The following is a 12,324-nucleotide window of genomic DNA, read 5'->3' on the forward strand; positions in this document are numbered from 1 at the left end:
ACCCCCCCCCCCCCCCCCCCCCCCCCCCCCCCCCCCCCCCCCCCCCCCCCCCCCCCCCTCCCCTCCCCCCCTTCGACGGTCGGTCAGCCCATCGCCCACTGCTGGTTGCTGCCGCCGTTGCACGGCCACAGCTCGGCCAGTGCGCCGTCGGCGGTGCTGCCGCCGGTGACGTCGAGGCAGAGGCCGGACTGCACTCCGGTCACGGTGCCGTCCGCGTTGAACCGCCACTGCTGGTTGGCGCCGCCGTTGCAGCTCCAGGTCTGTACGACGGTGCCCGCCGTGGTCCGGTTGTCCCAGGCGTCCAGGCAGAGCGTGCTGCCGCCGCCGTAGACGGTGAGCTGCCCGCCCGGGGTCCGGGTCCAGACCTGGTTGCCGCCGCCGTTGCAGGTGTAACTCTGCACCTGGGTCCCGGGGTTGGTGTTCAGCCAGGGCACGTCCAGGCACTTGCCCGCGCCGACCGAGTTGAGCACCCCGGAGTTCAGCCGGGCCGCCGTCGAACTCCCGCCGGAGAGTCGGTACATGACCGTGCCGTGGGCCGGGACGGTGGCGGAGATGCTGCCCGTGGTGTCGGCGGTGGCCCCGCTCCACAGGTCGGTCAGGGTGTAGCTGCCGGCGTCCGGCTTGCCGACGGCGGCGGTGCTGGTGCCGATGGTGGCCGCCGTGCCGGTCTCGTTGAACAGCGCCACCGCGACGTCGCCGCCGGCCAGCGGCTTGGCCAGCACGTCCAGGCCGCCGCTGCTGGCGACCAGGCTGCCCTGCCGGCCCAGCGGGTCCTGGTCGACCGCGATCACCCGGGCGTTGGTGAGGTCGGCCAGGGTGTCCGCGCTCGCGCCGGTCAGGTTGGTGCCCGAGATCAGCGGGGCGGACATCTCGGCCCAGAGGCTGAACTCGGTGCGGTCCTCGACCGCCGACATCCCGTTGCCGACCTCCAGCATGTCGGGGTCGTTCCAGTGCCCCGGCCCCGCCCAGGAGCCCAGGCCGACGTTGGCGTGGACGATGGAGAGCAGGCTGCCGTAGGAGGCGTTGATGTCCCCGGTGGTGCGCCAGAGGTTGCCGGTCGAGGCCCCCCAGGTCCAGGGGGACTCCGAGCCCCAGTTGCAGAGGCTGAACAGGATCGGCCGGCCGGTGGCCCGCAGGGCGTCGCGCATCGCGGTGTAGCGCGGCAGGGACGGCAGGCCGTTGTTGTTGCAGTTGTCGTACTTGAGGTAGTCGACACCCCAGGCGGCGAAGCTCGCGGCGTCCTGGGTCTCGTGCCCGAGGCTGCCCGGGTAGCCGGCGCAGGTGCTGGTGCCGGCGTCCTCGTAGATCCCGAGCTTCAGGCCGAGTGCGTGCACGTAGGCGGCCGTGCCGCTGATCCCGTCCGGGAACTTGGTCGGGTCCGGCACCAGGTTCCCGTTCGCGTCCCGGGCCGAACTCATCCAGCAGTCGTCGATGTTGACGTACTGGTAGCCGGCGGCCTGCAGGCCGTCGTCGTGCATGGCGAGCGCGGTGGACTCGATCAGCGCCTCGGAGACGTTGCAGCCGTAGGCGTTCCAGTCGTTGAAGCCCATCGGCGGCGTGGTGGCCAGCCCGTTGTCCAGGGCCCGGGCGGGCGCGGCGCCGCCGAGCAGCACGGCGGGGGCGGGGGCGAGGCAGAGGGCGAGGGTGAGGACGGCGGCTTTCAGGCGGGCGAACCTGGCTGGCTGCATGGCGGCTCCCTGTGGGGGTGGGTGTGCAGGGGCGTGCGGCGTTCCGTTCTGTTGGATGTAGGGAACTCTTGTTTGATGTACGCGTCAAGACATGTGTGATGGTGAGTGTTTCTGATGCATCGTCAGGATGACGATCGCTCAGTCGGTCAACTCCCGTTCCAGTGGCGTGCGGAACCGCGGTGTCACCCGGACCTCGCCGAGCCAGCCCGCCAGCCGTTCGGCCTCCCCGGCGATCGCCCGTTCAGCGGCAGCGGTGTCGCGGCCGAGGTCGGCCAGCAGCCGCCAGACCGGCTCCCCGTCGGCGCGTTGGGCCCAGCCGCCCACCACCCGGCCGCACCACCAGACGGTCGGCCCGGCGTTGCCCGCCCGGTCGAACAGCGCGGGCACCAACTCCGGTGCCAGGTACCAGTCGCGGCCGCGCCAGCCCATCACGGTCGGGTCCAGGGCGGGCAGCAGCGCGGCCCACGGCTCGGGGGCGTCCGCGTCGGTGTCGGCGGCGTCGTCGGTGTCGACGTCGCCCGGCCCGGCACCGATGTCCTCGGGCAGCACCAGCCCCGGGCCGCCGGCCAGCGCCACCTCCACCGCCCCGACGTCGGCCAGCGCCTTCCGGGTGTCGCCCAGGGTCCAGCCCGTCCACCACTTCACGTCCTCGACCGTCGCCGGCCCGAACGCCGCCAGCCAGCGCCGCACCACCTCGGCCTTGGCCTCGCGCACCGGCACCTCGGGCCACTGCGGCACCAGCGCCCACGGGTAGCTGCTGCTCACCCAGGACCCGCGCGGCCGGCACCGCCGCACGTGACCGTCCGAGGCGAGCAGCCGCAGCAGCCGGCTGCCCACGCTCTGCCGCGCCTCGTAGGGCTTGCCCGCGGCCATCAGCATCGTCTCGCGCAGCGCCGGCACGTCGCCGGAGAGTTGGGCGGTGGTCGCCTCGCCGCGGGTCGCCAGGGCGGCGAGCACCTGCTGCTCGGTCTCGGCCAGCCGTGCCTCGTCCCAGCCCTCGGCGTGCTCGCGCAGGTGCTTGACCAGCGTGGCCCGCTCCCTGACCGCGATCGCCCGCGCGGTCGAGGAGCTGACGAACGGGGCGAACTCCTCGGTGACCGCGAAGATGGTGCGCCGCATCGAGAGCAGCTTCACCAGGGAGACGTCCTCGTAGAGGGCCCGGTCCACGGCGGCGGCGCTCGGCTCGGCGAGCCGCGCGCAGGCCGACAGGTAGACCGTCGCGGCGTCGGTGGCGTGCAGACCCACCAGGGCCTGGGTGACCTCGGTGACGGTGGCGGCACGGTGCGCGGGGGCGAGCAGGTGACGCCGGGCCAGGCGGGCGCGGCGCTGCGCGTCGGTGAGCTGCGGGAGGTGACGGGTCATGGGGCGAGGCTATGCGGCGTGGCCGCCGTGCTCGTGGTGCTCGTGGTGTTCCGCCTCCGGTGCGCCGCCCATCATCGGCTACCCGTGCTCGGGCAAGCGGCCCAGCCAGACGGTGGCCTCCCGGCGCAGCCGCAGGTCCGGCGTCGCGGCGGCCTCGGCCAGCAGGCGCTCGCGGAACTCCGCGCGCCGGTCGGCGGGCAGGCTCTCGTAGAAGGCCAGCGAACCGTGGCTCAGGCCCCACCGCCAGAGCGTCTCGCCGTCCGGCACCGGCAGGTCCACCGCGATCCGCACCGCCCGGACCTCGGTGAAGCCCGCCTGCTCCAGCAACGCCGGCACGTCCACCGGACGGCTGAACCGGCCCCGGCCGGGCGGCAGGTGGCGGCCGAACTCCGCGGACAGCCGCTGGGCGACGTCCGCCGGCGCGGGCTCGGTCCCCGGCGGCGGACCGGGCTCGCTGAACGCGCAACCGCCGCCCGGCACCAGCACCCGCGCGGCCTCGCGCACGGCCGCCGCCGGGTCCGCCAGCAGGTGGACCAGGAACGCCGAGACCACCAGGTCGAAGCCGCGGTCCGGGAAGTCCAGCCGCTCGGCGTCCATCACCCGGGCGTCCGCCGCCGGGTACTCCGCCGCCAGCCGGCCCACCATCGCCGGCGCGGCGTCCACCGCGCTGACCCGGCAGCCTGCCGCCAGCGCGCGGCCGGTGAGCGCGCCGCGCCCGGCGCCCAGGTCCAGCACCCGCGCGCCGGCGGTGAACGGCACCAGCTGCGCGAACTCCTGCGCGAAGCCGGCGAAGAACGGGAGGACCTCGTCGTAGGAGTCGGCCACCCGGTCGAACAGGTTGATCACTTCGTTCGTCACGGGCGCCGAGTCTGGCAGAGCGGGGCCCGTGACGGCCGCCGGTTTTCCCGGGCGCGCCGGGGGCCGGGAGGTCCAGGGGAGCACGCCTCCGCTCGCGTCCCCCACCCCTCGCGCGCCGCCCGGCGCTCGCCCGCCCGCTAGACCGCGGCCTTCTGGGCCGCCACCACCCGGACCCGCTCGCCCAGCCGCCGCACCGCCCGACTGCCCGGGTGCGCGCCCAGGTTGCGGCGCAGCACGTCGAAGTGCTCGTCGCCGCGCGCGGTGGAGAGCGTGGTGTAGTCGTCCAGGAAGTCCCCCCAGGTCACGCAGGCCGCCTCGACGTGCCCCAACTCCCACTGCCGGGACGCCAGCACCCCGTTCGCGTGCAGCCGGCCCTGGCGCTCGTTGGCCGGGCGGACCCGGTTGGAGTGCTTCATGGCCTGGATCGAGCCCGGCAGGTCGCCGAGCGCGTACAGCACGCTGCTGACGTGGAAGTGGTAGGCCGACCAGTCGTAGCCGCCGACCGCGTCGTTGCGCCCGTCGGCCTTGGCCAGCGCGGCCTCGGTCTGCCCCAGCCGGGCGAAGGCGAGGCGCTGGTCGCGGACCATCGCCGCGCCGTGCGCCTGCTGGCCGCGCAGGAACGCGGTCAACCGGGGACCTGCCGCCGGCGCGCACTCGGCGGCGGCGTCCGCGTACTCCAACGCCCGCGGGCCGTACCCCAGGTTGGCCGCCTGCAGCGACATGCCCCGCAGGGTGCGGCAGTAGGTCACGTGGTCCTGCCCGTCCTGGGCCAGCGTGAGCGCCTCGGTGAAGTACTGCTGGCCCAGGCCGTGCGCCCGTTCGTACATCGCCATCCAGCCGGTCAGGTAGACCAGGTCGGAGGCCGCGGCGAGCATCGACTTCTTCACCGTCGGGGTGCCGTCGGCCTGCAGCCAGGGCATCACCGTGTTGGCCAGGAAGGCGGCGCTCATCGGGCGGGCGTGGCCGCCGCCCAGCTCGTCCAGGATCCCCGCGATCCGGTCCGTCATGGCCCGGACCGTCTCCACCTCGCTGTCGCCGATCCGCACGGTGCGCCCCGCCCGCACCTCGTGGTTGGCGTCGTCCAGCCGCTGGGCCAGCTCGGAGTAGCCCGGCACCAGCAGGGCCGCCGAGTAGAGCCCCGCGGTCAGCATGGTGCGCCGCGACGGGTCCATGTCACTGCGCACCAGGTCGACCAGGTCCCCCCGGGTCTGGCCGGCCGCCGCCTTGCCGAGGCCGGCCTCCTGGGTGGTGACCGGTCGGCCGAGCCGCCGCGAGAACGCCTCGGCCAGCACCGGGCGGACGGCGGGCTTGGGCCGGACGCCTTTCAGCCAGTGCGAGACCGAGGAGTGGTCGTAGGTCAGCTCCAGACCGGCGTCCCGGCCGATCCGGTTCACCGCGCGGGCCAGCTGGTCGTTCCCCCACCGGGCCTCGGCCAGCAGGGCGGCCAGCTGTCTGTTCGGCGTGCGTGTCATAGCTCCCCCTTGCCTTGATTCACGTCGTTCACGGCTCCGCCCAGCATGAACCGTTCTCTCGCCGGACGTAAGCCGGTTGACTGTTCCTCAGCCGCTCGGGGACGGCTGAATTGCGATTCGGCCTGCTCCCTGGATCGTCGAGGAGATGCCCTTCATGGAGCGCGAGTACCGTCCCCTGTCGGATGAATTCCAGGTCACCGCCGGCGCCAACGCAGTTCGCCGAGCTCGTGACCGGATCGTTGCCGTGGCCGCGGGTGGGGGGGTGCCGCTCGCCCCGGAGGCACTGGGGGACCTGCGGCTGTGCGCCAGTGAGGTGGTCACCAACGCGCTGGAGCACGCCGGAGGGGAGTGCCGGGTCACGGTGCGCTGGACCGGTCGGCAGCTACTGGTGGAAGTGGCCGACCGGTCCCGGCGCGCCCCCGTGGTGCTCTCCCTCGGCGAGGACCTGCCGTCCGGGCGCGGGCTGGCCCTGGTCGAGGCGCTGGCCGGCAGCTGGGGCTGGGAGCCGACCGACCAGGGCAAGGTGGTCCGGTTCGCCTTCGTCACCGAACTCCCCGCAGCCGCCGGACAGCGCGGGACACCCCTGGTGGGGCGCCACTCGTGACGGGGCGGGCGGCTGCCCGCCAGCCGGCGCTGTCGAACGGATGGTTCATTCACCCCGTGGTCGCGGAGTGGCCCAGATCACACGGTCTGGTGGGCCGATGGTGAAATGCGTCGAGGGGTGGTGTGGTTGACAGCGGTGCGTCGGGGGGAGCGCTGCTGTTCCACGTCGTCCGGTGTCTGTGAGGAACCCCCATGACCGTTCCCGTGTCCGCCGCCTCCCGTGCGGCCGAGATCCTGTCGCGTCCCGTGGTGTTGAACGGGCTGACCGTGCCCAATCGGATCGTGATGGCGCCCATGACGCGCATGTTCTCGCCGGGTGGGGTGCCGGGGGAGGACGTGCGGGCGTACTACGCGCGGCGGGCGGCGGCCGGGGTGGGGCTGATCGTCACCGAGGGGACGTACGTCGGGCACGAGTCGGCCGGGACCAGTGACCGGGTGCCGCGGTTCCACGGGGAGGAGCAGCTGGCGGGGTGGGCCGGGGTGGCCGAGGCGGTGCACCGGGCGGGCGGTCGGATCGTGCCGCAGCTGTGGCACATCGGGATGGTGCGCAAGCCGGGGAGCCCGCCGTACGCCGACGCCCCCGCGGTCGGGCCCTCCGGGCTGCGGCTCGACGGGAGCGAGGGGGACGGCCGGGCGATGACCCGGGCGGACCTGGACGACGTGATCGGGGCCTTCGCCGAGGCCGCCGCGGCGGCCGAGCGGCTCGGGTTCGACGGCGTCGAGCTGCACGGGGCGCACGGGTACCTGGTGGACCAGTTCCTCTGGGCGGGGACCAACCGCCGGACCGACGCCTACGGCGGCGACCCGGTGTCCCGGACGAAGTTCGCGGCCGAGATCGTGGCGGCGGTCCGGGCGGCCGTCTCGCCGCGGTTCCCGGTGATCTTCCGCTACTCGCAGTGGAAGCAGGAGGCCTACGACGCGCGCCTCGCCGGGACGCCACAGGAGCTGGAGGCGATCCTGGCCCCGATCGCCGAGGCCGGCGTGGACGCCTTCCACGCCTCCACCCGCCGCTACTGGCTGCCCGAGTTCGAGGGTTCGGACCTGAACCTGGCGGGCTGGACCAAGAAGCTCACCGGCCGGCCCACCATCACGGTCGGCTCGGTCGGCCTGGACGGCGACTTCATCCACGCCTTTGCCGGCCAGGGCGCCCCGGTGCGGGGGATCGACAACCTGCTGGACCGGCTGGAGCGGGACGAGTTCGACCTGGTCGCGGTCGGGCGCGCGCTGCTCCAGGACCCGGAGTGGGCGGCGAAGGTGCTGGGGGACCGGCTCGACGAGCTGGCGCCCTACGACGCGGCGGCGCTGCGGACCCTGCGGTAGCGGTAGCGGTAGCGGCAGCCGTATCGGTAGCGGCAGCCGTAGCGGGAGGGCGAGGGCCCGACTACGCCCCGGCGGCGAAGCGGGCGCGGGTGGCGGCGTCGAACTCGACGTACTCGATGACCGCGCCGCCGGGGTGGCGGACCGTCAGGTTGCGGCCGGTGGGGACCTCGTTGGGGCCGTCCAGGACCTGGCCGCCGTGCCGGGCGGTCAGGTCCAGCACCTCGGCCAGCGAGGTGACGACCGTGGTGGCCTGGGTGTCGCGGACGGGCGCGAGCGCCTCGGCGGTGCCGGCGACCAGCAGGTAGCCGCCGATCCGGGCCACTTCGAGGTCGCGGAAGGCGAACCGGGAGGCGGGCTGCTCGCCGGTCAGGTCGACGAAGGTGGGCAGGGCGCGGTCCAGGTCGTCGACGTGGATGCGGGCGAAGCTGGCGAGTGCGGGCATGGCGGGTCCCCCGGGTCATGGTGGTGATGGCGCTGACGATGGTCGTTTCGACTTTCCCGAATTGACGAAACGACCCGCATACTAGGGGATGCGGGGGTGACGGCGCGAGCATGGTGGGGATGGGAGGGAGTCACGATGCCGGAGGAACTCGAACTCGCCGTGGTGCTCCATGCACTGGGCGACCCGGTCCGGCTGCGGCTGGTCCGGGTGCTGGCGGCGCAGGGGGAGAGCACGTGCAGTCCGGACGGGGTCGAGGTGCCGCGCTCGACCCTCTCCAACCACTGGCGGATCCTGCGCGAGGCCGGGCTCACCGAGACCCGGCAGGAGGGCAAGAACCGGGTGATGACGCTGCGTCGGGCGGCGATCGAGGCGCGGCACCCGGGTCTGCTGGCGGTGGTGCTGGCCGACCCGGAGTGACCGGGTCGGCGGGCGCGGGCAAGGCCGAGGCCCGGTCGGTGGCGCCCGATCAGGCGAGGGCGTGCCGGATCCAGACGTTCGGTTCCACGTAGCTCACCACGTCCCGGTCCGGCAGGCAGGACGCCGGCACCAGGCCGCGCGGCACCTCGACCTCCCCCTCGGCGTCGAAGGGCAGGCCGGTCCAGGTCCGCCACTGCGCCGGCGAACCGGTGACGGTCATCGAGCAGGGCGCGATCGAGTCGATCACGCCGCCGGCCCGGACGTGGGTGCGGATCCAGGCGTCGACCGGCAGGCCGTCCGCCCGGGTGCGCCGGGCGTACTCGGCCATCGGGGTGCCCGGCTCCAGGTGCTTGCCGGTCGGCCGCACCGGCGCGACCAGCTCGGCGAAGCCGCGCGCGCGGGCGTTCCGCCGCATCGCGTCCAGCAGCAGCGCCGAGAGGCCGCCGCCCAGGCGGTCGGCCCGCACGGTGACGTCGACCGCGCTCACGGTGTCCGCCGCCGTCCCGGTCCGCTGGTCCCGGAACGCCCAGACCAGCACCTGGTCCCAGCCGCCGGCGGGCAGGGCGCCGCGCCCCTCCTGGTGCAGCGCGAACGGCACGCTGTGACCGCGGGCCACCACCGTCCCGTCCGGGTCGGTCGCCACCAGGGTGAACTCCGGGAAGACCTCGGCAATCCGACCGAAGTGCGCCCGGCCGACCAGGTCGTTCAGCAGGAACTCGGGCCAGGTGTCGGCGAACCAGAGCGACTCGGCCAGCTGCGGCCGCTCGGCCAGGGTGGTGATCTCGACGTTCATGACTGCGCAGGCTAGTCGCGGTCGGGGTGGTGGCCAATCGGGTTTCCGGCCCCGAGCGCCCTGGTGCCCGGGCTCGCGGCCGGGGCTTGACCCTGACACTGGCGACAGGGTCGCAGGCTTCCCTCATGGACGAGAACGACGTGACCACCTGTGGCACCACCGACCAGCCGCACGTCCCCCGCACCGTCCTGGTGACCGGCGCCGGCACCGGCATCGGCCGGGCCACCGCCCGGGCCTTCGCCGCCGCCGGGGACCGGGTGATCGCCGTCGGCCGCCGGGCCGAGCCGCTGCACGAGACGGCGGCCGGCGCCCCGCCCGGCCGGATCACTGTGCTGCCCGCCGACCTCACCGCGCCCGGTGCGCCCGAACGGATCGTCAGTACCGCGCTCGCCGCGCACGGCCGGCTCGACGTGCTGGTCAACAACGCGGGCATCGTCCGCTCCGGCGCACTCGGCGGCATCGGCCGCGAGCAGATCGACGCGCAGCTCGCCACCAACCTGGTGGCCCCGATCCTGCTCACCCAGGCCGCCCTGCCGGCCCTCACGGCGGCGCGCGGCACGGTGGTCAACGTCAGCACCTCGGTCGGTCAGCGGGCCTGGCCGGGCAGCTCGGTGTACGCGGCCACCAAGGTCGCGCTGGAACTGCTGACCCGCAGCTGGGCGGTCGAGCTCGCACCGCGGGGGATCCGGGTGGTCGCCGTCGCCCCCGGGGCCGTCGACACCCCGATCGGCGAGCACCAGGGCCTGAGCCCGGAGCGGTCGGCCGCCGTCCGGGAGTGGCAGCTGGCGCACACCCCGCTGCGCCGGATCGGCCGCCCGGAGGAGGTCGCCTGGGCGATCGCCCAGCTGGCGGCGCCGGACGCCGCCTTCGTCACGGGCGTGGTGCTGCCGGTGGACGGCGGCGCGGTGGTGGCCTGACGGGTAGCGTGGCGGGAACGGGCCGCATGGACGGGGGCGCGGGACGGGACGGGGGAGGCGCGAGGTGCGGATCGGTGACCTGGCGACGGCGACCGACAGCAGCCCGCGGGCGCTGCGGCACTACGAACAGGCCGGCCTGATCACCGCCGAGCGCACCGCCAACGGCTACCGGAGTTACCCGCCCGGCACGGTGACCCGGGTGCGCAACATCCGCTACCTGGTGGACGCCGGGCTCACCCTGGAGGACGTCCGGGTCTTCCTGCCCTGCCTCGACGGCGACCTCGCCGCCGCGCCGCCCTCCGCCAAGGCCCTGGGCGTGGCCCGGGCCCGGCTGACGGTCCTGGAGCGGCGCATCGCGGCCCAGACCGCGGCCCGCGACGCCCTGGCGGCGGCGCTGGCGGTGGCGGAGGGCGGCGCGGGTGCCGGGGGAACCCGGGGTGCCGGGAGCCCGGGCGACTGACCGGCACCCGCCGTGCCTGCCGGCGGGCGGCCGGGCGGCGGGTGAGGATCGTCCGGTGACGCCCGACCCCAGCCCTGACCCCGACCCCGGTCCCGCCGCAGCCCGACCTACCCCGTCGATCTCGCCGCCGACCTCGCCGCTGACCCCGCCGCCCTGGTTGGTCCGGACGCTGCGCCCGCAGTCCACCCCCGTGCCCAGGGCCGCCGCCGTGCGGGCGGCGGTCGGGATGGCGCTGCCGCTGGCGATCGGCTTCGCGATCGGGGAGAGCGCGAACGGTGCGGTGGTGGCGATGGGCGCGCTCACCGCGGTGCTCGGCGACACGGCGGACGCCTACCGGCTGCGCCTGTACAACATCGGCGTCCCCCAGCTCTTCGGCGCCGCCGGGCTGGTCCTCGGCGAACGCGTGAACGGGCACGGCTGGGTGGCCGTCGCGGCGCTGACCGGGCTCGCCCTGGTGGCCGGGATGATGAGCACGATCGGTGCGGTGGCCTCGGCGGCCGGGCTCAACCTGCTGTTCCTGGCGGTGATCGGCGCCGGCCTGCCGTTCCCGCCGCCCTGGTGGCACAGCCCCGCGCTGATGCTGCTCGGCGCCGGCCAGATCCTGCTGATGGCCCTGCTGGCCTGGCCGTTCCGGTCCCGGGTGCCCGAGCGGGTGGCCGTGGCGGCCGCCTACCGGCAGACCGCCACGCTGCTCGCGGCCTCCGGCAGCGCCGACTGGAGCGAGGCCCGGGCCCGGCTGACCAGGGACCTCGACCACGCCTACGACCTGCTGCTCAGCCGCCGCGCCCTGGCCCCGGGCCGCAGCCGCGGCATGAACCGGCTGATGGCGCTGCTGGGCGCGTTGACCCCGCTGGTCGAGGCGGCGCCCGCGGTGCACGCGGTCGGCGGCCCGCTCGGTGCGGGCCTGGCGGTGGAGGTGCGGCGGATCGCCGACGCGGTGGAGGCGGGCTGGCCCGCGGCCGCTGATGTCGCGTCAGCAGCGGAAGTCCCCGAGCCCGCCGACCCCGTCGAACGGGCCGCCGCGGCCGCGTTGCTGCACGCCAGGGAGGTGCTGGCGGGCGCGCACGAGGCCGGGGTCGACGCCGGGCCGCCACTCGCCCCGCTGCCCGCACCCGCCCCACTGCCGGTGCGGGCCCGGTCGCGCGCCCGCGAGATGCTGCTCTCGGCCGATTCCTGGCGCTACGGCCTGCGGCTGGCGCTCTGCGTCGGCCTCGCCCAGACGCTGGTCTCCACCGTCACGGTGCCGCGGTCGTACTGGGTCCCGCTGACCGTCACCTTCGTGCTGAAGCCCGACTTCGGCTCGGTCTTCTCCCGCGCCGTGCTGCGGGCGGTCGGGACGGCCGGTGGTCTGCTGCTGGCCGCGGCGGTGCTGGAGGTGGTGCCGCGCGGCCGCTGGGAAGTGCCGGTGGTGCTGGTGCTGGCGGCCGCGCTGCCGGTGGTCTCGCGGCGCAGCTACGGCCTGCAGACGATGGTGATCACCCCGCTGATCCTGATCCTCTCCGACCTGTTGAGCCACCAGGGCGTCCACCTGCTGGTCCCGCGGCTGGTGGACAGCCTGCTCGGCTGCGCCATCGTGCTGGTGGCGGGCTACGCGCTGTGGCCGGAGAGCTGGCACTCGCGGGTCGGGGCCCGGCTGGCCGACGCGGTGGACGACGTCGCCCGCTACCTGGAGTGCGCCTTCCCCGCGGCGGCGGACGGCACCGGGTCCGCGCTCGCCCCCTCGGGCGCGCGGTCCCGGCTGCGTCGCCGGCTGTACCGGGACCTGGCCGGGCTGCGCACCGAGTTCCAGCGGGCGCTCGGCGAGCCGCCGCCGTTCGGTGCCCGGGCAGCCGCCTGGTGGCCGCTGCTGGTGGCGGTGGAGCGGGTGATCGACGCGGGCACCGCCGCGGCGGTGCGGACCGCGCAGGGCGCCCCGCCGCCGGAACCGGCCGAGCTGGCCGCGGCCGCGGCCGAGTTGCGCTCCCTCGCCGCGGCGATCCGCGCCGGTGGCGG

At 75.2% G+C, this 12,324-nt stretch carries 12 protein-coding genes; 6 read left to right on the forward strand and 6 right to left on the reverse strand.

Features of this window, described 5'->3' with window-relative positions; all coding sequences use genetic code 11:
- Positions 1-83: 83 nt before the first annotated feature.
- The 4 genes from ACQRUO_RS16735 to ACQRUO_RS16750 form a co-directional block, all read right to left on the reverse strand.
- Positions 84-1,688: a glycoside hydrolase family 27 protein gene (locus ACQRUO_RS16735; RefSeq protein WP_428316717.1), complete on the reverse strand. Its 1,605-nt coding sequence runs from the start codon at positions 1,686-1,688 to the stop codon at positions 84-86.
- 138 nt (positions 1,689-1,826) lie between these two features.
- Complete coding sequence (locus ACQRUO_RS16740; RefSeq protein WP_428316718.1) at positions 1,827-3,050, reverse strand: winged helix DNA-binding domain-containing protein; 1,224 nt, start codon at positions 3,048-3,050, stop codon at positions 1,827-1,829.
- Between the two features lie 78 nt (positions 3,051-3,128).
- Positions 3,129-3,908, reverse strand: a complete 780-nt coding sequence (locus ACQRUO_RS16745) for a class I SAM-dependent methyltransferase (protein ID WP_428316719.1) — start codon at positions 3,906-3,908, stop codon at positions 3,129-3,131.
- Positions 3,909-4,045: 137 nt separating this feature from the next.
- Complete coding sequence (locus tag ACQRUO_RS16750) at positions 4,046-5,380, reverse strand: hypothetical protein (protein ID WP_428316720.1); 1,335 nt, start codon at positions 5,378-5,380, stop codon at positions 4,046-4,048.
- A gap of 145 nt (positions 5,381-5,525) precedes the next feature.
- Here ACQRUO_RS16750 and ACQRUO_RS16755 point away from each other — a divergent pair, with 145 nt between their 5' ends.
- Positions 5,526-5,984 carry an ATP-binding protein gene (locus ACQRUO_RS16755; protein ID WP_428316721.1) on the forward strand — a complete coding sequence of 153 codons (459 nt, stop codon included), beginning with the start codon at positions 5,526-5,528 and terminating at the stop codon, positions 5,982-5,984.
- A gap of 191 nt (positions 5,985-6,175) precedes the next feature.
- A complete protein-coding gene (locus ACQRUO_RS16760; RefSeq protein ID WP_428316722.1) occupies positions 6,176-7,303 on the forward strand; it encodes an NADH:flavin oxidoreductase in 1,128 nt (375 codons plus the stop codon).
- A gap of 61 nt (positions 7,304-7,364) precedes the next feature.
- Here ACQRUO_RS16760 and ACQRUO_RS16765 read toward each other — a convergent pair whose 3' ends face one another.
- Positions 7,365-7,745 (reverse strand): VOC family protein, encoded by a 381-nt coding sequence (locus ACQRUO_RS16765; RefSeq protein WP_428316723.1) that lies wholly within the window; start codon positions 7,743-7,745, stop codon positions 7,365-7,367.
- Between the two features lie 135 nt (positions 7,746-7,880).
- Between ACQRUO_RS16765 and ACQRUO_RS16770 the strand changes: the two genes are divergently transcribed.
- Entirely contained in the window at positions 7,881-8,162 is a 282-nt protein-coding gene (locus ACQRUO_RS16770; RefSeq protein ID WP_428316724.1) for an ArsR/SmtB family transcription factor, read from the forward strand.
- Between the two features lie 49 nt (positions 8,163-8,211).
- On the opposite strand, the gene ACQRUO_RS16775 is transcribed toward ACQRUO_RS16770, so the two are convergent.
- The gene (locus ACQRUO_RS16775; protein ID WP_428316725.1) at positions 8,212-8,955 is read right to left on the reverse strand and encodes an N-acetyltransferase; all 744 of its coding nucleotides are present in this window, start codon (positions 8,953-8,955) and stop codon (positions 8,212-8,214) included.
- A gap of 125 nt (positions 8,956-9,080) precedes the next feature.
- Between ACQRUO_RS16775 and ACQRUO_RS16780 the strand changes: the two genes are divergently transcribed.
- From ACQRUO_RS16780 to ACQRUO_RS16790, 3 genes are all read left to right on the forward strand, one after another.
- The gene (locus ACQRUO_RS16780) at positions 9,081-9,872 is read left to right on the forward strand and encodes an SDR family NAD(P)-dependent oxidoreductase (protein WP_428316726.1); all 792 of its coding nucleotides are present in this window, start codon (positions 9,081-9,083) and stop codon (positions 9,870-9,872) included.
- Between the two features lie 64 nt (positions 9,873-9,936).
- A complete protein-coding gene (locus ACQRUO_RS16785; protein ID WP_428316727.1) occupies positions 9,937-10,332 on the forward strand; it encodes a MerR family transcriptional regulator in 396 nt (131 codons plus the stop codon).
- Between the two features lie 190 nt (positions 10,333-10,522).
- A partial coding sequence (locus ACQRUO_RS16790; protein ID WP_428316728.1) for an FUSC family protein occupies positions 10,523-12,324 on the forward strand: 1,802 nt, incomplete at its 3' end.

It is taken from the genome of Kitasatospora sp. LaBMicrA B282, assembly GCF_050325825.1.
Lineage (GTDB): Bacteria > Actinomycetota > Actinomycetes > Streptomycetales > Streptomycetaceae > Kitasatospora.

Bases quoted from the DNA above. Each gene is read 5' to 3' on its own strand.
- ACQRUO_RS16735 (WP_428316717.1), bottom strand. From the start codon at position 1,688: ATGCAGCCAGCCAGGTTCGCCCGCCTGAAAGCCGCCGTCCTCACCCTC.
- ACQRUO_RS16740 (WP_428316718.1), bottom strand. From the start codon at position 3,050: ATGACCCGTCACCTCCCGCAGCTCACCGACGCGCAGCGCCGCGCCCGC.
- ACQRUO_RS16750 (WP_428316720.1), bottom strand. From the start codon at position 5,380: ATGACACGCACGCCGAACAGACAGCTGGCCGCCCTGCTGGCCGAGGCC.
- ACQRUO_RS16755 (WP_428316721.1), top strand. From the start codon at position 5,526: ATGCCCTTCATGGAGCGCGAGTACCGTCCCCTGTCGGATGAATTCCAG.
- ACQRUO_RS16760 (WP_428316722.1), top strand. From the start codon at position 6,176: ATGACCGTTCCCGTGTCCGCCGCCTCCCGTGCGGCCGAGATCCTGTCG.
- ACQRUO_RS16765 (WP_428316723.1), bottom strand. From the start codon at position 7,745: ATGCCCGCACTCGCCAGCTTCGCCCGCATCCACGTCGACGACCTGGAC.
- ACQRUO_RS16770 (WP_428316724.1), top strand. From the start codon at position 7,881: ATGCCGGAGGAACTCGAACTCGCCGTGGTGCTCCATGCACTGGGCGAC.
- ACQRUO_RS16775 (WP_428316725.1), bottom strand. From the start codon at position 8,955: ATGAACGTCGAGATCACCACCCTGGCCGAGCGGCCGCAGCTGGCCGAG.
- ACQRUO_RS16780 (WP_428316726.1), top strand. From the start codon at position 9,081: ATGGACGAGAACGACGTGACCACCTGTGGCACCACCGACCAGCCGCAC.